The 21547-nt window shown below is 32.7% G+C and carries 23 protein-coding genes; 2 read left to right on the forward strand and 21 right to left on the reverse strand.

Going from position 1 to position 21547, the window contains the following annotated elements:
• Nucleotide 1 precedes the first annotated feature (1 nt).
• The 20 genes from TTHE_RS07365 to pta form a co-directional block, all read right to left on the reverse strand.
• Nucleotides 2-1189, reverse strand: coding sequence for a LolA family protein (locus TTHE_RS07365; RefSeq protein WP_013297962.1), 1188 nt, complete (start codon nucleotides 1187-1189; stop codon nucleotides 2-4).
• Complete coding sequence (locus TTHE_RS07370; protein WP_013297963.1) at nucleotides 1182-1694, reverse strand: RNA polymerase sigma factor; 513 nt, start codon at nucleotides 1692-1694, stop codon at nucleotides 1182-1184. The genes TTHE_RS07365 and TTHE_RS07370 overlap by 8 nt, the downstream gene beginning before the upstream one ends.
• A gap of 223 nt (nucleotides 1695-1917) precedes the next feature.
• Nucleotides 1918-2877, reverse strand: a complete 960-nt coding sequence (gene ftsY, locus TTHE_RS07375) for a signal recognition particle-docking protein FtsY (RefSeq protein WP_013297964.1) — start codon at nucleotides 2875-2877, stop codon at nucleotides 1918-1920.
• 15 nt (nucleotides 2878-2892) lie between these two features.
• Nucleotides 2893-6444, reverse strand: coding sequence for a chromosome segregation protein SMC (gene smc / locus TTHE_RS07380; protein WP_013297965.1), 3552 nt, complete (start codon nucleotides 6442-6444; stop codon nucleotides 2893-2895).
• Between the two features lie 82 nt (nucleotides 6445-6526).
• Nucleotides 6527-6787: a stage V sporulation protein S gene (locus TTHE_RS07385; RefSeq protein WP_013297966.1), complete on the reverse strand. Its 261-nt coding sequence runs from the start codon at nucleotides 6785-6787 to the stop codon at nucleotides 6527-6529.
• Nucleotides 6788-6883: 96 nt separating this feature from the next.
• Nucleotides 6884-7192 (reverse strand): hypothetical protein, encoded by a 309-nt coding sequence (locus TTHE_RS15145; protein ID WP_231292626.1) that lies wholly within the window; start codon nucleotides 7190-7192, stop codon nucleotides 6884-6886.
• A 56-nt stretch (nucleotides 7193-7248) separates the two neighbouring features.
• Complete coding sequence (locus TTHE_RS07390; protein WP_231292627.1) at nucleotides 7249-7947, reverse strand: elongator complex protein 3; 699 nt, start codon at nucleotides 7945-7947, stop codon at nucleotides 7249-7251.
• Nucleotides 7944-8642: a ribonuclease III gene (rnc, locus tag TTHE_RS07395; protein ID WP_013297967.1), complete on the reverse strand. Its 699-nt coding sequence runs from the start codon at nucleotides 8640-8642 to the stop codon at nucleotides 7944-7946. Before rnc ends, TTHE_RS07390 begins: the two co-directional genes overlap by 4 nt.
• Before the next feature lie 13 nt (nucleotides 8643-8655).
• Nucleotides 8656-9885, reverse strand: a complete 1230-nt coding sequence (gene fabF, locus TTHE_RS07400; protein WP_013297968.1) for a beta-ketoacyl-ACP synthase II — start codon at nucleotides 9883-9885, stop codon at nucleotides 8656-8658.
• A gap of 58 nt (nucleotides 9886-9943) precedes the next feature.
• On the reverse strand, nucleotides 9944-10174 hold the full coding sequence (acpP, locus tag TTHE_RS07405) for an acyl carrier protein (protein WP_013297969.1): 231 nt from the start codon (nucleotides 10172-10174) through the stop codon (nucleotides 9944-9946).
• A 40-nt stretch (nucleotides 10175-10214) separates the two neighbouring features.
• Nucleotides 10215-10958, reverse strand: a complete 744-nt coding sequence (gene fabG / locus TTHE_RS07410; protein WP_013297970.1) for a 3-oxoacyl-[acyl-carrier-protein] reductase — start codon at nucleotides 10956-10958, stop codon at nucleotides 10215-10217.
• Nucleotides 10958-11890 carry an ACP S-malonyltransferase gene (fabD, locus tag TTHE_RS07415; RefSeq protein ID WP_013297971.1) on the reverse strand — a complete coding sequence of 311 codons (933 nt, stop codon included), beginning with the start codon at nucleotides 11888-11890 and terminating at the stop codon, nucleotides 10958-10960. The genes fabG and fabD overlap by 1 nt, the downstream gene beginning before the upstream one ends.
• The gene (fabK, locus tag TTHE_RS07420; protein ID WP_013297972.1) at nucleotides 11890-12834 is read right to left on the reverse strand and encodes an enoyl-[acyl-carrier-protein] reductase FabK; all 945 of its coding nucleotides are present in this window, start codon (nucleotides 12832-12834) and stop codon (nucleotides 11890-11892) included. Before fabK ends, fabD begins: the two co-directional genes overlap by 1 nt.
• A gap of 11 nt (nucleotides 12835-12845) precedes the next feature.
• The gene (locus TTHE_RS07425) at nucleotides 12846-13847 is read right to left on the reverse strand and encodes a beta-ketoacyl-ACP synthase III (RefSeq protein WP_013297973.1); all 1002 of its coding nucleotides are present in this window, start codon (nucleotides 13845-13847) and stop codon (nucleotides 12846-12848) included.
• Nucleotides 13834-14835: a phosphate acyltransferase PlsX gene (gene plsX / locus TTHE_RS07430; RefSeq protein ID WP_013297974.1), complete on the reverse strand. Its 1002-nt coding sequence runs from the start codon at nucleotides 14833-14835 to the stop codon at nucleotides 13834-13836. The genes TTHE_RS07425 and plsX overlap by 14 nt, the downstream gene beginning before the upstream one ends.
• A gap of 2 nt (nucleotides 14836-14837) precedes the next feature.
• Entirely contained in the window at nucleotides 14838-15422 is a 585-nt protein-coding gene (fapR, locus tag TTHE_RS07435) for a transcription factor FapR (protein WP_013297975.1), read from the reverse strand.
• A 106-nt stretch (nucleotides 15423-15528) separates the two neighbouring features.
• A complete protein-coding gene (gene rpmF, locus TTHE_RS07440; RefSeq protein WP_013297976.1) occupies nucleotides 15529-15711 on the reverse strand; it encodes a 50S ribosomal protein L32 in 183 nt (60 codons plus the stop codon).
• 12 nt (nucleotides 15712-15723) lie between these two features.
• Entirely contained in the window at nucleotides 15724-16215 is a 492-nt protein-coding gene (locus TTHE_RS07445) for a YceD family protein (protein ID WP_013297977.1), read from the reverse strand.
• A 64-nt stretch (nucleotides 16216-16279) separates the two neighbouring features.
• Entirely contained in the window at nucleotides 16280-17482 is a 1203-nt protein-coding gene (locus TTHE_RS07450) for an acetate kinase (protein WP_013297978.1), read from the reverse strand.
• A 28-nt stretch (nucleotides 17483-17510) separates the two neighbouring features.
• A complete protein-coding gene (pta, locus tag TTHE_RS07455) occupies nucleotides 17511-18497 on the reverse strand; it encodes a phosphate acetyltransferase (protein WP_013297979.1) in 987 nt (328 codons plus the stop codon).
• A 148-nt stretch (nucleotides 18498-18645) separates the two neighbouring features.
• On the opposite strand from pta, the gene TTHE_RS07460 reads away from it, so the two are divergent.
• Complete coding sequence (locus TTHE_RS07460) at nucleotides 18646-19851, forward strand: nucleotidyltransferase (RefSeq protein ID WP_013297980.1); 1206 nt, start codon at nucleotides 18646-18648, stop codon at nucleotides 19849-19851.
• A 61-nt stretch (nucleotides 19852-19912) separates the two neighbouring features.
• Complete coding sequence (gene ylbJ / locus TTHE_RS07465) at nucleotides 19913-21076, forward strand: sporulation integral membrane protein YlbJ (RefSeq protein WP_013297981.1); 1164 nt, start codon at nucleotides 19913-19915, stop codon at nucleotides 21074-21076.
• On the opposite strand, the gene TTHE_RS07470 is transcribed toward ylbJ, so the two are convergent.
• A complete protein-coding gene (locus TTHE_RS07470; RefSeq protein WP_013297982.1) occupies nucleotides 21077-21541 on the reverse strand; it encodes a hypothetical protein in 465 nt (154 codons plus the stop codon). It lies immediately after the preceding gene.
• Nucleotides 21542-21547: the final 6 nt, after the last annotated feature.

Genomic DNA, 21547 nt, shown 5'->3' on the forward strand with positions numbered 1-21547 from the left:
ATCAATAAACACTTGACTCTGACAGAGTAATATCAATATTTCTGTACTTTGATTTTAAGTCATCTATTGTAGGTTTTAGTTCACCATGTACGAAATTTGTAGAAATTTTTATAAGTATTTTATCGCCTTTTTTAAACTCTTCTATATAAACTACTTTAGTGTAATCTTCATTGTAATAGCACAATTGAATAGAGTGATTATAAGGATTAGATGGATTAGGATCTTTTTTGTATTTCCATGCATTGAAGAATTTTAAGCCTGTGGGAAGTTTATCAGGTATAATTAAATCAAAATCTGATGCTTTTTTAGCATCTTCTATTGAGTTAAATATATACATGTTGTCAAAAGTATTATATACATATACATCTTTTGGCAAATTTGGCTTTAAATCATCCTTATTTACTAATGTATTGAAATCTATATTATATGTTACTATTTTTTTGACATCTCCGTTTAGTTCTTCATGTTTAACTATAAAATTTGTCTTTTTGTCAATCCAGTATGTGTCTGTTTTTATTCTAACTTTTGCTTTACTTTTTTTTATTTCTGTCTCAACTTTAATTACATTAGTATCGATACCGTCTAAATTTTCACTTCCAACCAGTTTATAATTACCATATTTATATATATCATCCACTTGCGATTTTAGTTCCAACACAGGTGATGCCAATGGATTAGTCCATTTTAAAACACCTTTTTTCAATTTTTTATCATAGTTCAGTGTCTTAGTGCCATCAGCAATCAATATTTGATCACACCCCTCCATTCGATAGCTTAATGGCCCTGCATATATTTCTTTCCAGAACTCCTTTTTTATCACTTTATTATTTTTTATATTTGTCTCTACTATGCTTGTATCAAGTACTATGGTTTTCACACTATTATAGGTCTTCTGCATTGCATAAACGATGTTATAAGATGGTGATAAGGTACCATCTCCGATTTTGGTGCCTACTAAAGGTAAATTAAATAATTGTATTGATGTGAAAAATATCAAGGTGGCAGCAATAAGCGATGACTTCCTCTTTCTTTTAGCTTTGATGCTTTTTATCACATCTTTGTCTTTATAATACGTGTCTTTTAAATCTTTTAAATTTTTTAGCAGTGATATCATTTCTTCATCATCAAAAGCCGATTTACTGTTAATATTTAATTCATCAATAAGCCTATTAAGGTCATCACTATTCATTTCGCAATGCCTCCTTTTTCATCAATTCACGCAATTTAATTATTGCTCTATACTGAATATTTTTTATGCTTGATGTACTCTTGCCCAATATCTTTGCGCAATCTTTTAGGCTGAGACCTTCTATAATGCGAAGTTCTGTAACTGTTCTATATTTTTCAGGCAAAGACAATAGGCAAGAATAAAGACGATCTTTCTCTTCAAGATTTACAACATATTCTTCTAACATTACGTTATCAGAAAACATCTCCACATTCATTTCATTAAAATGTATATCACTTATTTTCTTTTCCCTGTATTTATCTATCATAATATTCTTAGCAATGCTTTTTAAATAAGGCAAAAAGGATTTTTTATCCCGCACGTTTTCAAAATTTTTAATTGCCCTCAAATATGTTTCTTGAACAATATCATTTGTATCATCCACATCATTCACTCTATAATAGACGTATTTAAATAATAACGGCCACGTTCTATCGCATAAATATTCAAGATCTGGATAATCCATTTTAACCTCACACATAAACTGCATCTATAATAAAAGACGTAAAAATTATAAAAAGGTCTCACACAAATATTTATGTAATACAAAATGTCAACTTAAAAAAAAGATACTGTCGAGAATTTTATTAATTGATTGCGTCATACTTGTTTTACATATTAAATAAACGCTCTAACAATAGTAACTAAGCCAGGTGAAAACCTGGCTTATAATCTTTCATTTGATAAGATCACTCAAACAATGCTCTAACAAATTTTTCTGAATCAAATTCTTGAAGGTCGTCTATTCCTTCTCCCACCCCAATAAACCTTACTGGTATATCAAGCTCGGATTTTATCGATATTACAATGCCGCCTTTCGCTGTGCCATCAAGCTTCGTCAAAATAATTCCAGTTACATTTACTGCTTCTTTAAAGATTTTTGCTTGCTGTACCGCATTTTGACCCGTTGTAGCATCTAAAACTAATAAAGTCTCAATATTTGAATTATCAAATTCCCTTTGAGCTACTCTATATATTTTTTTTAGTTCCTCCATGAGATTTTTTTTGTTGTGGAGCCTTCCTGCTGTATCGCACAAAATTATGTCAGCGCCTCTCGCCTTTGCCGCTTTTATACCATCAAATACTACTGATGCTGGATCAGAACCTTCTTCATGTCTTATTATTTCGCAATTATTTCTGCTTGCCCAAACTTCTAATTGATCTATTGCTGCAGCTCTAAATGTATCTGCAGCCACAAGCAAAACTTTCTTACCTTCATTTTTATATTTATTAGCAAGCTTGCCAATTGTGGTTGTTTTACCTACACCATTAACTCCGACAATTAAAATCATAGCTGGAGATGTTATATTGAATGGTTTTTCATTAGCATCCATGATGTTGTATATTTCTTCTGCAAGTAGATCCTTTATCTTATCGGCTTCTTTTATTTTTTGTTCCTTTGCTTTAATCTTAATATTATCTATAATTTTTTCAGTCGTGATTACACCAACATCAGCTAAAATTAAAATTTCTTCTAATTCTTCAAATAATTCGTCATCTATTTTCCTTCCTAAAGACAAAATGCCATCAATTTTTGCCGTAAAATTATTTCTTGTCCTAGTTAATCCATCTTTTAATTTTTGATATAGTCCTTTTTTGTCTTTTTCATTAGCATCTTCTTTTTTATTTTTCTTAAAGAAATTTAACATACTCTGCATTCCTTTCTAAACAGTTTCTAATTTCAATGATAATAATTTTGAAACACCTTTTTCCTGCATAGTAACTCCATATAAAGTATCAGCTACAGACATAGTACCTTTTCTGTGCGTAACTACAATAAACTGTGAATCTTTAGAAAGTTCCTTCAGGTATGATGCAAACCTGTCCACATTTGCATCGTCAAGTGCTGCATCAATCTCATCAAGTATGCAAAATGGAGTAGGTCTTATTAATATCATAGCAAATAATAACGATATTGCAACTAATGCTTTCTCACCACCAGATAAAAGAGAAATATTTTGCAATTTTTTGCCAGGTGGCTGAACATTGATTTCTATTCCGGTATTCAACAGATCATCTGGATTTGTTAAAATTAATTCTGCCCGTCCACCACCAAATAATTTTTTAAATGTCTCTTTAAATTGGGTTTCAATTAATTCAAAATTATCTTTAAATTTTGTTTTTATAATTTTATTAGTTTCCTCAATAATAGAATTAAGCGAATTCCTTGCATCTACCAAATCATCATATTGTTTTTTTAAAAAATCAAATCTTTCCTTTAAGTTTCTATATTCTTCTATAGAATTTAGATTAACTACGCCCAAATCTCTTATCATTGCAGCAAGTTTTAATGAACGTTGCCTCAACGTTGAGATGCTTTCATCGATTAAGTACGATTTAGCATTTCCAATTGTTATTTCATAATCTTCCCAAAGTCGATTTTTAATATTCTCTATTTCCATCTCAATCTTTTGAATATTTAAATCCAAGCCTCGTTCTTTTTCTAATCTCTTTGAGTGTTCCTTCTCCAAAATAATTAACTCATTTTTAGCATCATTGTTTTTATCTACTTTCTGATTCAACATATCTTCAAGTTTTTGTATCTTGTTACTGGTCAATTTTAACTTATCATTTAAAGCGACATTTTCCTCTATAGATTTTTGCTTAGCTTCCTCATACGTTATTTTATAACTTTCGTACTTATTAAGGCTGCTTTCAATTTCACTGATGTATTTTATCGTATTTTCATATTCTAATTGTTTTTCATTTAACTTAGAAATATCATTTTGTAAATTTTGCTCATATCTTGCCAATTCTATCTTTAAATCTGTAATTTCTGCCTCTAGCTTATTTAACAAGCCATTATTATTATCACGGTTGTCCTTGTATTCTTTAATTATTCTATCTAAGGATGATTTTTTTTCACTGAGGATAGAAATTTTATCTTTATAACTTTCAATTTCTTTGTTATAGTTTTCTATAGCTTCTTCTATTTGACTTTTTTCTATTTCGTTATCTTTTATAATGGCAGATAATTTTTCTATTTCGCTCTCTAAAGTCACTTTGTTCTTTGTATATTCAGCAAAAATAATTTCTCTATTGTTAATATCCTTTGATAAATTATCCAGCTTTTCCTTGATTGACTCTGTCTTTCTCATTAAGCCTTCTTTTGACTTTTCAAATTCTTTCAAATCTTTTTCTAGTTTATCACATCTAATACTTGCATATTTAATGTCTTCCTTGCGTTTTAATATGTTTTGAGATTTGTGATTAATGCTTCCGCCAGTTATTGAGCCTCCAGGATTTATAACTTCGCCTTTTAACGTGACTATTTTATATTGGTTTTTAAATTTTCTTGTCAGTAAAAGTGCCGTATCAATATCCCTTGTTATTATTACTCTTCCTAGAATAAATTTTATAGCTTTCTCAATTCTTTTGTCGTACTCTATTATATCAGAAGCCAATCCTACAACACCATCGACATTATCTAGTGATTGATCAAATGATTTATAGCTTATATTATCAAGCGGTAAAAATGTCGCTCTTCCAAAATTGTTTTTCTTTAAGATCGATATTAAATCTTTTGCATCATCTGTAGTTTTTGTGATGACATCTTGAATAGCTGAACCTAAAGCTATTTCAATGGCCAATGAATATTCACTTTTTACTTTAATCAGTTCACCAACAACACCTAATACATTTTGCTTAACTTTGTTATCAGTTTCAACGTATTTCATCAAGTTCTTTATGCTGTAGCTATAGCCTTCATAATCTCTGTCCATTTCTCTTAAGACTTTAAGTCTTGATAAATTGCTATTATATTCATTTAGCATTCTTCCATATTCTTCATTTCTGATTTTGATTTCATTTTCTAAAGCATTTAAATCAGTTTCAACAGAATTCTTTTCACTATACAATTTTTTTATTTCATCTTTAAGCGATTGTATATTACTGCTTATTTTAAATATTTCTTCTTTTTTATTGTTTATATCGCCAAGCAACATTTCTTGTGTTTTATTTAATTCATTTAATTTTTCCACCATGTTATTTTTCATTAACTCAGTAGTTCCAAGATTGTTTTTATTTTCCGCAATCTCGTTTAAAATGTCTACGATGTCTTCCTTAGCGGTTTCCACTTCTATTTGTTTCATATCAGCTTCTTCTTTTATCGAATTATATTTTAAAGTAAGATCATTTAGATTAGCCTCCAATTCCATCTTTCTTGATTCTAATCTCTTTATGTCATTTTTAATATTCTCTATGTCTTTTAATACTGTGGTGGATTTAGTTTTTCCTTCATCCAATGATTTTTTTAGTCTATCGATATTCTCTTGGCTATTTTTAATTTTTTCGTTTAAAAGATCTATTTTCCCATTTATAGTTTCTATATCATTTAGAGAATTAAAATAATCTTCTTTGTTTATATCTAATTCTTTCTTCAAATTGTTGATTTCTGATTCTTCATTATCAAGAGTTTTATTTCGATCTTCAATTTCTGATTGAAATTTTAATATCTCTTTTTCAATAATATCTTGTTCTTCTTTAAGATTATTTAGCTTTTTAAACAATTCCTCTACATCAAAATAATGTATTGTTATATCTACTCGTTTTTTCTCTTCTTGCAACTTTGTATACATTTCAGCTTTTTCTTTTTGCTCATATAACGGCTCTAATTGATTTTGAATCTCACAAAGTATATCATTTATTCTATTTATGTTTTCGTTAGTAGCAATCAACTTCTTTAAAGCTTCTTCTTTTTTGTATTTGTATTTTGATATTCCGGATGCTTCTTCAAATATTTGTCTTCTGTCCTCAGGCCTAGATACTAATATCTCGTCTATTTTACCTTGACCTATAATAGAATATCCATCTCTTCCAATTCCCGTATCCATAAACAATTCATATACATCTTTTAGCCTGCACTGAGTTTTATTAATATAAAATTCACTTTCGCCAGACCTAAATATTTTTCTAGTAATAACGACTTCTGTAAAATCCAGTGGCAACGTGTGATCGCTATTATCCAGCGTCAAATTAACTTCTGCAAAGCTTAAAGGCTTTCTCTTATCCGTACCGACAAATATTACGTCCTCCAATTTATTGCCCCTTAAGCTTTTAATGCTTTGTTCTCCCAAAACCAGCCTTACAGCATCTGATATGTTGCTTTTGCCACTCCCATTTGGACCAACTATCGCCGTTATTCCCTTTTCAAAATTTAACACAACCTTATCAGCAAAGGATTTAAATCCTATTATTTCTAATCTTTTTAAAAACATAAGACCCTCCAAGTTTTTAATGTTGTCAAAAGAAAGCAACTTTTCATACAAGATAATTAAAACCTGCATCAGCAGGTTTTAATTATCTTGGCTCAACTATGAACTTTATAGCTGTCCGGGTCTCCCCTTCTATTTCTATCTCTGAAAAAGCAGGTATAGTAATTAAATCTATACCATTAGGTGCCACAAATCCTCTTGCGATTGCTATCGCTTTTACAGCTTGATTTACGGCCCCTGCTCCAACAGCCTGTATTTCAGCTACAGACTTGTCTCTTAATACTGCTGCCAACGCTCCTGCTACAGATTTAGGTTGAGATTTAGCTGATACTTTTAGAACCTCCACTATAATAACCTCCTTAGTAGAATTGAAAATGAATACAAAATATATATTCTATATATATTTATTAAATCCTTCTTTTTATAAAAAATTTTTTAAAGATTATATAGTGGATTTATTTATGTAATTTTCTATCGAGTCTTTGTATAATTGACCATTAAATCCTACATATACACTATCTTCTGGAATATCAGCCATTTGAATTATCTTTATTTCTGTATCATATTTTGTTTCTAAATAAATCTTATTTCTCTTCTTTTGTCCTACCATAGTTGATGTTGACCGAGGATTAGTATAAATGTCTACTAATCCATCTTTTATGCCGTTATTTTGAAATATACTATCTAAAATATCTTTCACAATTGATGATTTAACTAATTGCCCAAAGGCAGGATGAAAAGGACCTGCCACAACATCTTTACTAATATTAATATCCTCAGTTGCTTGTAATCCGATTCTAATTACATCTATACCATTTTTTTAAATTTTATATACAGTATTTTTGATAATTCTACGGCGCTTTCTAAATCAATCGGTTCATATACACCGTTTTTATACATCTTTTCAAGATAAGTACCTTTTACAACAAGAGTTGGGTAAATCCTTACAAATTCCGGCTGCAGAGAAATTATTTCATTGGCTGTTTTTAACGATTTCTGCCTGTTATCTCCAGGCAGACCTATCATCATTTGCAGCCCTAATGTAAAACCATATTTTCTTATTAATTTTGAAGCATTGCAAACATCATCTGCAGTATGACCTCTTAAGCTTTTCAATAGTACATCTCCATCCATGCTTTGTACGCCAAGTTCTATAATTGAGACACCATATTTTTTTAAATTATCAAGAATAGCTTCATCTATATAATCAGGCCTTGTTGAAAGACGTATCGCATCAATTTCACCTGATTTAATATACTTTTGGGCTATGCTTAAAAATTTCTTTTGCTTTTCCAAAGGTATTCCTGTAAAACTCCCTCCATAAAAAGAGACTTCAATATGCGATTCATTTGGTATAGTTTTTAGATATTCCTTTATAGTATTATCCACATATTCTTCATCAATCTTGGACTTAAAACCAGTAATCTCATCTTGATTGCAAAATACACATTTATGTGGACATCCTAAATGCGGTATAAAAATTGGTATAATGTAAATATTATTCATTTCAACCCCATCTTACTTAAAGCTTCCATAGCAGCATATTGTTCAGCTTCTTTTTTACTTCTTCCCATGCCTCTGCCAAGTCTATTTTCACCAACATAAACTTCTATTACAAACATTTTGTTATGATCAGGGCCATATTCATCTGTGAGCTTATAGATTATTTTTTCTGACCCCATTTTCTGTGTTACTTCTTGTAATTTTGTCTTATAATCACGATATATTAGTCCGCTCAACACTTCTTTTATTATTTCATCAAAAAGCCTTAAAACTATATCACTTGCAGTTTTAAGATCTGAATCTAGATAAATGGCCGCTATCAACGCCTCCATAGCATCTGCAAGAATAGACTCTCTATTGCGGCCACCAGTCATCTCTTCGCCTTTTCCCATAAGCAAATATTTGCCAAGCTCTATTTCTCTGGCACATCTGGCAAGGGAGGGTTCACAAACTATTTCCGACCTGTACTTAGATAAATATCCTTCTTCTAGATCACTTCTACTTTTATACAGGTATTCACTAATTATAATGCTTAGAACAGAATCCCCTAAAAATTCCAATCTTTCATTGCTTATACCTATATTTTTGCTTTCATTAGCCCACGAACTGTGTGCTAATGCATTTTTAAGCAATTTTTTATTATTAAAAACATAGCCAATATTTTTCTCAAGATTTTCATATTTCTCGCTGGTTTCCATGATTGTTCCTCTTTCAATATTTTTTGAATACTAATGTAGCATTATGTCCCCCAAAACCAAATGAATTTGATAAAGCATAATTTATTTCCATTTCTAATGCCTTGTTTGGAACATAATCTAAATCACACTCAGGATCTGGCGTCTCATAATTAATCGTAGGTGGAACAATTCCATTCTTAATCGCAAGTACTGTTGCTACTGCTTCGACAGCCCCTGATGCTCCAAGCATATGGCCAGTCATAGATTTTGTTGAACTAACTTTTAGCTTGTACGCATGTTGTCCAAATACATTTTTAATTGCCATAGTTTCATACTTGTCATTGTATTCTGTAGAAGTTCCATGTGCATTAATATAATCTATATCTTCAGGAATAATGTCAGCATCCTTTAAAGCTAGTTTCATCGCCCTCGCTGCACCCGCGCCTTCAGGCGCTGGAGCCGTAATATGATATGCATCAGCAGTAGCTCCGTAGCCTACAATTTCACAGTAAATTTTTGCACCTCTTTTTATAGCATGCTCTAGCGATTCAAGTATAAGCGTCGCTGAGCCTTCCCCCATTATAAAACCATCTCTATTGGCGTCGAAGGGTCTACATGCTGTTTTAGGATCATCATTTGTAGACATTGCTTTCATCGAACAAAATCCTGCAATTGCTAGAGGTGTTATAGCAGCTTCGCTTCCGCCTGTTACAATTACGTCAGCATCGCCTCTTTCAATAACCTTGAAGGCATCACCTATGGCGTTTGTACTGGAAGCACAAGCGTTAACTATTGTCTCATTATGCCCTTTAAGACCAAAAGTAATAGATATTAGTCCTGCAGCCATATCTGCTATCATCATTGGAACAAAAAACGGACTTACTCTACCAGGACCTTTCTCTTTTAGTATATTTTGCTGATTTTCTAATGTCTCTATACCGCCTATTCCAGATCCATATATAACTCCTATTCTATCTAGATCTTCTTTCTCTAAGTCAAGCCCAGAATCAATCAAAGCCATTTTTGCAGATGCCAACGCAAATTGTGTAAATCTGTCCATTCTTTTTGCTTCTTTTTTATCTATATATTCAGTTGGTTCAAAATCTTTTACTTCGGCTGCTAATTTCGTAGGATATGAGGAAACATCAAATCTCGTGACTTTATCAATTCCAGACCTGCCATTAATAAGTGAATCCCACAGCTCATCTATGCTATTTCCAATTGGAGTTATAGCTCCTATACCAGTTATTACAACCCTGTTCATAGATAATCCTCCGTTAAATAAATTATCGAATTAAGTCCCGCAAAAGCGGGACTTAATATTATTTTTCGAGATTTTTTAAATACTCTACTACATCACCAACAGTTTTAATTTTTTCCGCATCTTCATCAGGAATTTCAACATCAAATTCTTCCTCAAGTGCCATAATTAATTCAACAATATCTAGAGAATCTGCTCCAAGGTCATCTATAAAAGATGATTCCATAGTAACTTCTTCTGGATCTACGCCTAATTGCTCTACAATAATATCTCTAATTTTTTCAAACTCCATAAAGTTCACCTCCTCTCAAAACACTCATATTAGAATAATATTACATTACCATTCCTCCGTCAACATTAATTACCTGTCCTGTAATATAATCTGAAGCATTGCTGGCAAGAAAAGATACTACATTTGCTATATCCTGTGGTTTTCCTGCTCTTTTTAATGGAATTAAATTTATCATTGCAGATTTTACAGAATCACTTAATATTTCTGTCATGTTAGTTTCTATAAAACCCGGTGCAACTGCATTGACTGTAATGCCGCGCGATGCCAATTCTTTTGCCAAAGATTTTGTCAATCCGATAATTCCCGCCTTTGATGCCGCATAATTCGCCTGCCCAGCATTTCCAACAACACCTACTACTGAGGATATATTTATAATTTTACCTTTTCTTCTTTTTATCATATACTTAGAAACAAATTTTATTACATTAAAAGCTCCCTTTAAATTTATATTTAACACATTATCCCAATCCTCTTCTGACATTCGAAGAATCAAATTATCTCTAGTAATTCCGGCATTGTTAACTACAACATCGATATGGCCATATTTTTCTATGATGCTATCAATCATTTTTTCAACTTCTCTATAATCAGAAATATCACATTTAATTGCATATGCGTCTACACCGAATTTCTTGGCTTCTAAAACTGTGTCATCAGCATCTTTTGAACTTTTTGAATAATTAATGACGACATTGTAACCATCTTCTGCTAGTTTTAAGGCGATAGCCTTGCCTATCCCTCTTCCGCCTCCTGTCACTAATGCCGTTTTGACTTCCTTTTCCATTAATTTACCTCCAAACTCGATAAAAGTTTATCAAGTGTGCCCATATCTTCAAAATTAACCGCTTTTTTGGTCTTATCTATCCTCTTCATAAATCCTGTCAATGTTTTACCTGGACCTATCTCAATAAATGTATCTACATGATCTTCAATCATTCTTCGTATAGATTGCTCCCATAAAACAGGGCTGCTTACCTGTTTAACCAACATTTTTTTTACTTCATCTATTCTTTCATAGTCTGCAGTAACATTAGTTATGACAGGAACAGACATATCATATGTATAAATCTCTTTCAAATCTTCTTCCAGCTTAAAACCAGCTTCTTTAAGCATGCTGCAGTGGAATGGAGCACTTACTGGAAGCATAACAGCTTTTTTCGCACCTTTTGCCTTAGCTATTTCAACAGCCTTTTCTAATGCTTTAATTTCACCTGCTATTGACAACTGACCTGGACAATTATAATTCGCCGGCTCCACAATTCCAACATCTTTTACATCACAACATATGTTTTCTACAGTTTCATTATCAAGTCCTATAATCGCTGCCATTCCTCCGATTCCTATAGGAACAGCATTTTGCATATATTCGCCTCTCTTTTTTACAAGCCTCACTGCATCCTTAAACGATAGCACACCTGAATACACAAGCGCACTGTATTCTCCTAAACTTAAACCAGCAGTTACATCTGCTTTTAAGCCTTTATTTGATAAAACTTTTGTCAGCGCAATGCTTACCGTTAAAATAGCTGGTTGCGTGTTTTCAGTCTTCATAAGTTCTTCATCGGGGCCTTCAAAGCAAAGTCTTGCGATATCATATCCTAATGAATCATTAGCTTCTTCAAAAATCTCTCTTGCTTCACTAAAGTTATCATAGATTTCTTTTCCCATTCCAGTATACTGTGCACCTTGACCTGGATAAATAAATGCAATTTTCATTATTCCAAGCCTCCATATAGATTTTTAATAATCTTTTGAGCATCATCAAATAATTCTTCTATTACCTCTTTTGCAGGCTTTATATCATTTATAAGCCCTGATATTTGACCAGCCATAACAGAACCATTTAAAACATCACCATATACTACTGCATCTCTTAATTTACCTGCTCCTAATTTCTCCAGTTCCTCTTTAGATGCTCCATTTTGCTCGGCTTTTTCAAACTCCCTTGTAAGGTGGTTCTTTAAAGACCTTACTGGATGTCCAGTTGTCCTTCCCGTTACAACTGCATCTCTATCCTTTGCATTTACAATATATTGTTTGTATTTTTCATTTGCTGTACATTCTGTAGAACATACAAATCGCGTACCTAACTGCACACCTGATGCTCCAAGGCAAAAAGCAGCAGCAACACCTCTGCCATCGCCAATGCCACCTGCTGCTATTACAGGAATATTTACAGCATCAACAACCTGTGGCACAAGAGCCATAGTTGTAAGCTCACCTATATGTCCTCCCGACTCGGTTCCCTCTGCTATTACTGCGTCCGCACCAATAGATTCCATTCTTTTAGCCAATGCAACAGATGGTACAACTGGCACAACTTTTATATTTCTTTCTTTTAATCTGCTTATATATTTCCCTGGATTGCCAGCACCTGTCGTTATCATGCTTACTCTCTCTTCTAGAACTGTTTCCATTACCTCATCAACAAATGGTGACATCAACATTACATTAACACCAAAAGGTTTATCAGTCAACGTTCTGGCTTTCTGTATTTGCTCTTTTACAAAGCTTGCAGGCGCATTTCCTGCACCAATAATGCCAAGCCCACCGGCATTTGACACTGCAGCAGCTAACTCAGCCGTTGCAACCCATGCCATTCCACCTTGAAATATAGGATATTTCAAACCAAATAAATCTGTAATTTTTGTTTTTAACATGATTTCACCCTCTATTCTAACCACTTTATTACAGTTGAACCCCATGTCAAGCCAGCTCCAAAAGCTACCATTAGTATAATATCACCATTTTTTATTTTACCAGCCTTCAAAGCCTCATCCAATGCAACAGCAACAGACGCTGCGGACATATTGCCATACTTATCGAGATTTATAAAAACTTTTTCTTTAGACAATTTTAACTTTTTCATAGCTGCATCTATTATTCGGATGTTAGCTTGATGTGGTATAAAAATATCTACATCTTCAGGTTTTAATCCGCATCTATTTAAAACTTCAATGGTAGCAGTATTCATAACATTTACAGCAAATTTAAAAACTTCCTGTCCATTCATGTGAATTGTATGCAGTTTATTCTTAACAGATTCCTCACAAGCAGGCATTCGTGAGCCACCAGCAGGCATATAAAGATGCATGCCACCTTTTCCGTCAGCACCAATAAAATTATCTAAAATTCCATAACCATTTTCAACTTGACCTACTACTGCCGCCCCAGCGCCATCGCCAAACAGGACACAGGTATTTCTGTCTTCCCAATTTGTTATCTTTGATAGTATGTCAGCAGCTATAACAAGTACATATTTATATGTACCATTTTCAATAAATTGTTTTGCTATGGAAAGTCCATATATAAATCCGGAACAGCCGACTTCTATATCAAACGCTGCAGCATTAATAGCGCCAATATTAGCTTGTACTAAACATGCTGTAGATGGGAAATTCATGTCTGGAACTACAGTCGCAACTATTATTAAATCTATATCTTCAGCAGTTATTTTAGCATCTTCAATAGCCTTTTTTGCAGCTTCTGTTGCCATATACGATGTTGTCATAGATGGCGGAGCTATACGCCTTTCTTTTATACCTGTCCTGGATACAATCCACTCATCAGATGTATCAACCATCCTTTCCAAATCTTTATTTGTCAACTTATTTTCTGGAAGAAAACTCCCTGTCCCAAGAATGCCAGCCTTAAAAGTATTATTTTGCGGCACTTATATCATCTCCAATCAATTCTATTTCCCTTTGTATATGAGATATGACATCCATTTCAACGATCGTCTTTGCCTGTCTTATGGCATTAAAAATTGCCTTTGATTTTGAACTTCCATGTGCTTTAATAACTGGTTTTTTTATGCCAAGAAGTGGAGCGCCGCCATATTCCGTATAATCCATCTTCTTAACAATATTTTTCAAACCATTATAAATTAAAATTGCACCTAGTTTTGTCAATAAATTTCTTTGAAGCTCCTGTTTTAACAATGAAGAGATTACAGATGCAGTTCCTTCCATTGACTTCAATATTGCATTACCAACAAATCCATCGCAAGTGACAACATCAGCAACGCCATACGCTATGTCTCTACCTTCAACATTACCAATAAAATTTAAATGGGAATTTTTGATTAAATCATATACCTGTTTTGTAAGTTCATTTCCTTTTTCTTCTTCTGCTCCTATATTAAATAGACCTATTTTAGGATTATCTATATTTAACATCTTTTGAGCATACACATTTCCCATTATAGCAAATTGAAACAGATTTATTGGCTTGCAATCAGTATTAGATCCTGCATCAAGCAAAATTGTAGCACCGTTTAATGTTGGTAAAATCGGAGCCAAGGCGGGCCTGTCTATTCCTTTAATTCTACCGATTTTTAAAAGCGAACCAGCCATCAATGCACCCGTATTACCTGCTGATAAAAAAGCATCTACTTCGCCTTTCTTTAGCATATCTATGCCAACCGCCATAGAAGAATCTTTCTTTTTCCTAATTGCCGCCACAGGTGGTTCATTGTTTGTGATTGTCTCTGTTGTATGTACTACAGTCAAACCTTTTTCTTCTTTAACATATTTATCTAACTGGTCTTTATTCCCTACCAGGACAATTTCTATGTTAAAATTTTCTAAAGCTTTGTAAACCCCTTTTGTTATCTCAAGTGGTGCATAATCGCCGCCCATAGCATCAACTGCTATTCTCAAGATTATTGCACCTCCTTTTCAGTATTATCACTTTCTAATGATGCTAAAATAAACTTACCTCTAAAAACTTCCTTATTTTTTACTTTTATCATAACCCATACGAAATATTTATTCCCTCTTTTTCTAATAACCTCTGCCTTCGCAACAAGGCGATCTCCTATCCTTACTGGATATTTATATTTTATATTTGCTACCCCTATTAATGCAGCCTCAGCATCAATTACAGAAATCGCTAAAGATTCTGCCTGTGAATATATATAATGTCCCCTAATAATTTTTGTCTTTAGAAATGCCATATCAGGTGTCGGCTCAAAAACAGATATACCACTTTTGCCCAGTTCTAAATCGATAAGCTCACCGACTATCTCGCTTCCAACAATTGCTTTTACTTTGTGATAGTTCTCTTCTGCAACATTTTTAATTCTCTCCCTAAGTTCTGGGATACCAAGTTCCATCCTGTCAAGTCTTATTGTCTGTACACTTACTGAAAACAATTCAGCAAGCTCATCATCAGTGTAAAATGGATTTTTATCTATTTCAATCTTTAATTGTCTTAATCTATCTTTTTTATTTAGCTTAGTGGCCACATTATCAGCTCCAAATATAAGTTGTTTTTATGACTTACTCATAATTATAAATTACATAATATATAAAAGTCAAGAAATAAAAAGAAAAGTAATAGAGTTAACTCCATTACTTTTCTTCCACTTTCAATACCTCTTTACCGTCATAATAACCACAGCTTAAACAAACTCTGTGAGGTAACTTTGGCTCATGGCATTGTGGACATAATACATAAGCAGGTATTGCTAAACTATGACTATGCCTTCTTTTGTCCCTTCTTGCTTTCGATGTCCTACGCTTTGGAACTGGCATAAAATACACCTCCTACATTTTCTGCAGTAATTTATTCAAAACTGAAAGGCGTGGATCAACTTCTTTTATTTGGCAATCGCATTTTTCATGATTAAGATTTTTACCGCAAATAGGACATAGACCCTTACAATCAGGTGAGCAAACAAACTTCATAGGAAGAGAAAGTTCCACATTTTCAATGACAATCTTAGTTAAATCTAATTTGTCATCTTCTACTTCATAAGAATAATCTTCATCAGCTTCATTTAAGATTTCATCTATTGGAATTATAAATTCGTGCTCAAATTCCTCAAGGCATCTATCACATGTGACTTTAATAGCGCCACGGACTAAGAGCTTTAAAATTATACCTTCACTATCATGCGTTATGTTTCCTGTAACACTGATTGGTTTACTGACTACGTAGCTGTTGTTATTTACCTCCAGAACACTTAAATTTTCAACGTAATTAACTTCAATGCTACGTCCCCTATGTCCCTTAATCTTTGATAAATCTATTTTCATTTTCTCACCCCAATATAATTGCCAAAATTAATTATACTAATGGGGTAAACATTTGTCAAGAATACTATTTTAAACTCTCTACAATCTTTTCAGTATCCTTTGCAATCATATACTCCTCATTAGTCGGCACAACCATAACATTTACTTTTGAATCTGCAGTCGATATTATAGCTTCTTCACCTCTAACTTTATTTTTCTCCTTATCTAACTTGAAACCTAAAAATTCCAATCCATCAAGTATAAACTCTCTTATTTCAGGACCATTTTCACCAATGCCTGCCGTAAACACAATGACATCAACACCGCCCATCGCGGCTGCATAAGAACCTATTGTCTTTTTTACACGATATGCAAATACATTCAGTGCAAGTTGTGCTCTTTTGTCACCATTTTTAAAAGCAGCATCTTCTAAATCTCTAAAATCACTGCTTATTCCTGAAATACCATAAACGCCTGACTTTTTATTCAATATATTAACTACTTCTTCTGCACTAATATTTTCTTTCTCCATTAGATATGAAATTATAGATGGATCAATGCTTCCTGAACGTGTTCCCATAGCCAAACCTTCTAACGGTGTAAATCCCATGCTTGTATCTATTGATTTTCCATTTTTAACTGCAGCTATGCTTGAACCATTTCCAAGATGGCATGTTATAATTTTCAAACTTTCAATAGGTTTATTGAGTATTTCTGCCGCCCTTTGTGAAACATATTTATGGGATGTACCATGAAATCCATATTTTCTAATTTTATACTTTGTATAGTACTCATATGGAATCGGATACAAGTAAGCATAATCAGGCATTGTCTGATGAAAGGCTGTATCAAAAACAGCAACCATTGGTACGTCTGGCATGATTTGTTTACAAGCTTTAATTCCTTCTATGTTTGCAGGGTTATGCAGAGGAGCCAACTCTATGCAATCTGTAATCGCCTTTAAAACATCATCAGTTATAAGAACAGATGAAGTAAAATATTCTCCTCCATGTACAACTCTGTGTCCAACTGCATCAATTTCTGACATATCCTTTATAACACCGTAATCACTATTTACCAATGCATCCAAAACTAATTTAATTGCATCCTTGTGGTCCTTCATGTCTTTTTTAATTTTTATTTTTTCGCCGTTTGCATTGTGTGTTAAAAGCGAATCGTTTATCCCTATTCTTTCAGCAAGACCTTTCGCTAAAACATTTCCATCTTTTGATTCGATTAATTGATACTTTAATGATGAACTTCCACAATTTATAACAAGTATTTTCATAATTTTCATCCTCCATACCATAGCTTTTTTATTGAGCTTGTACAGCCGTTGTAGCAATTACATCAACAATGTCTTTATAACTGCATCCTCTAGATAAGTCATTTACAGGCGCTCCCATTCCTTGCGTTATCGGACCTATAGCATTTGCCTTTGCCAATCTTTGTACGAGCTTATAACCAATGTTACCTGCTTGTAAATCAGGGAATATAAGTACATTAGCACGTCCTGCAACAGGACTTCCAGGTGCTTTTAACTCGGCTACTTCCTTAACAAGTGCAGCATCTAATTGCAATTCACCATCTATTGCAACATCTGGTATCAAATTTTTAGCGATTTCAGTAGCTGTTCTCACTTTATCGACTAATTCATGTGATGCACTGCCCTTCGTTGAAAATGAAAGCATAGCAACCCTTGGTTCCATTCCTAATAAAGTTTTTGCAGTGTTTGCAGATTGTACTGCAATAGATGCAAGTTCTTCTGCATTTGGTGATGGATTAACAGCACAATCAGCAAACAAAAATACTCCATTTTCACCAAATTCACAATTAGGAACTTCCATTATGAAAAAGCTTGATACAATCTTTGCACCAGGAGCTGTTTTTACAATTTGAAATGCTGGCCTTAGTAAATCAGCAGTTGCATGAATAGCTCCAGATACCAATCCGTCTGCATAACCTTCTTTTACCATCATACAGCCAAAATAAATATTGTCTTTAATAGTCTCTTTAGCTTTCTCTAGCGTAATCCCCTTATTTTTTCTGAGTTCATAAAAGTCAGTAGCATATTTATCAAATTTTTCTGACTTTAGAGGATCGATAATCTCGGCTTTTGAGATATCTAATCCTTCAGCGGCATTTCTTATCTCATCTGCATTTCCTAAAAGTACTAAATCTGCAATCCCTTCTTTCAGCACTATATCGGCCGCTTTCAGCGTTCTTGGCTCTGCACCTTCAGGCAAAACTATTTTCTTTTTGTTGCTTTTTGCTTTCTCAATAATACTTTGAATAATGCTCATAAAATCGTCCCTTCCTTAATATTATTTATCTTAATATTTCCTCCTAATTAAAAAGGAGAAATATATTGTATACACATTTTACATTTTAACATATTTTTTATAAAATAATAAGTAAAAAATAAACATTTTTTTAGAAAGGTTTTTAATAATGAGTATATTGGGAGTAATTGTAGAATATAACCCTCTCCATAACGGACACATATACCATATAAAAAAATCAATTGAAACAACAGGTGCAGATTTTGTCATTGCAATTATGAGTGGTAACTTTGTTCAGCGAGGAATACCGTCTATTATTGACAAGTGGTCAAGGACAGAAGCTGCATTGCTATCAGGTATTGACTTAGTAATAGAATTGCCCACTATATATGCAGTTTCTACCGCAGAAAATTTCGCATATGGAGCAGTAAAGCTGCTGGATTCATTAAATGTCATTGACTATATTTCATTTGGAAGTGAACTTGGTTCGATTGATAAACTATATAAAATATCAAAATTCCTTTTAAACGAACCAGAAGATTATAAAGTGATTTTAAAAAGTTATTTAAAAAGAGGAATAACTTATGCAAAAGCACGTGAAATAGCTCTGTCAGAGTATTTTGGAGCAAATATTAATGATATAGTTGGAAATCCTAATAACATACTTGGCATTGAATACATAAAAAGCTTGATAAAGATAAATAGCAGTATCAAACCGGTAACCATAAAAAGACTGGGTCCTGGATATAATTCTATGAAAACGGGGGATTCTTTTGCTAGTGCTACATATTTAAGAGAAGTTATAATAAATAAAGATTACTCTATATTGAGCAAGTATATGCCAGAATATTCTGTTGAAATTTTAAAAAGATGTATTGATAAAGGTCATGGACCAGTCACTCTAGACAATTTTAGCAAAATAATAACTTATCTGCTAAGAAACAATTATAGTATCGAAAATGTTTTTGATGTTACAGAAGGATTGCAAAATCGCATTAAAAGAGCTTCATTCCTTTTCAATAATGCAGATGAAATCATAGGCTATATAAAAACTAAAAGGTACACAGAAAGCAGAATAAGAAGAATATTACTGCACGTTTTATTAGGCATAGAATCTAATATATATTCAAGATATGATGGACCAAACTACATAAGAATATTAGGCTCAAATAAAAAGGGACTTGAACTTTTAGGGATGATTAAAAGCAAGACTGAAAAACCAATTATAACAAAAGTTTCAGACTATAAAAAAATACTGTCTGATACATATATGTTCGAAAAGGATATTAAAGCAACTGACATATATACTTTAGCATATAAAAATGACCCAGTATCAGGATTAGATTTTACCAAAAAGTTTATTGTAATAAAATAGTCATCTTATCATCCCCTTTTAAATAAAAATATAATGTGGAAATACTAAAGGGGGAAATGTTTTGAAAAAGAATAAATCCAGAAATTTTCTAGTTATATCAGTATTGTTCATTGTTGTTTCAATTATTGTATTCCCAAAAAATTCTCTCTCAGCAGCAAAAGCAGGAATTAATTTATGGCTGTTTACAGTATTTCCTGCGCTGCTTCCATTTTTTATTGGATCTGAATTATTGTTACAACTAGGATTCGTAAGAACCATTGGGAAATTTTTAGAACCTATAATGCGGCCTTTATTTAATGTCTCTGGAAATGGAGCCTTTGCTATGGCAGTCGGCTATACGTCCGGTTACCCCGTTGGAGCTCAAGTGATTAAGAGATTATGGGAAGAAAAACTTTTAAACACATCGGAAGCAGAAAGATTAATGACTTTTTGCAACAACTCAGGCCCATTATTCATGCTAGGCGTTGTTGCTATGGGTATGTTTAACAACTCAAAAATTGGATATATTATAATGCTATCAAATTACCTTGGGGCATTTGCAACAGGTATCATATTTAGAAAATATAGGTTCATGGAAGAAAATAGAAAGAATTTTAATTTAAGCAAAGGTTTTGAAAACAAATCTAATTATAGCAATATTAATTTTGGTGAAATCTTAGGTAGTGCCGTTAAAACATCCATGAACACAATGATCGTTATTGGTGGATATATAATTGCTTTTTCTGTTTTAATAGAATTCTTAAAGGTTTATGGATTAATAAATGCTGTAGAAAAAATACTAACACCTGTTTTTGAATCGGTAGGATTTAACAAGAACTTAATTCCAGGATACATCAGTGGTTTGATGGAGATTACAATAGGTTCCAGCTTGATTAGCCAAGCAACAGCGCCATTATTTCAAAAAGTTATCTTAGTAAGCTCAATATTAGCGTGGGGTGGTTTTTCAACTCATGGTCAGGTAATAGGTGTTATAAACAGTACAAAGATAAATTACTTTCCGTATTTCATTGCAAAGATAATACATAGCTTTATGGCTGCATTATTTTCTTATATATTTTTGGAATTTATAAACATTGGTGAGACCTCGATATCAGAAGTTTTCTTTCAAGGAAATGTAAAAACTATGTTAAACATATTTGAAACCTCATCATACATTTTTATCGCTCTGTTGTTGACGATAATTTTTCTGATAATCATCTTATCGTTGACAAAAAAAGAGGCATGATTATTTTATGCCTCTTAGCTCATCTCTATTGTTTTTTATTGTATTTAAAAGTTCTGTAACATTTTTTTCAAGTTTAGCTAATAACTCATCAGCGTAATCTTTGCTTCCAAGTCTAATTTCCTTAGCATTTGTCTGAGCTTGAGCTATAATTTCTGATGCTTTTTTCTCAGCTTTTTTAACAATTTCACTTTCGTTTACCATTTGATTTATTCTTAGTTCAGCCTCTTTTAAAATTGTTTCTGCATCTTGCTGGGCTTCAATCAATATTTTTTGCCTTTCCTGCTTGATCCACTCAGCCCTTTTTAATTCATCAGGAATTTTAATTCTTATCTGCTTTATAATTTCAAGAATTTCCTCTTTGTTTACTAAAGTTTTTTGTGATAATGGTATTGTAGAACTCTTCTCTATGTAGTCTTCTAATGAATCTAATAATTCTAAAACCTCCAGGTTATCAGTCGCTTCCAATAAAAT

Source organism: Thermoanaerobacterium thermosaccharolyticum DSM 571, from assembly GCF_000145615.1.
Taxonomy (GTDB): Bacteria; Bacillota; Thermoanaerobacteria; order Thermoanaerobacterales; family Thermoanaerobacteraceae; genus Thermoanaerobacterium; species Thermoanaerobacterium thermosaccharolyticum.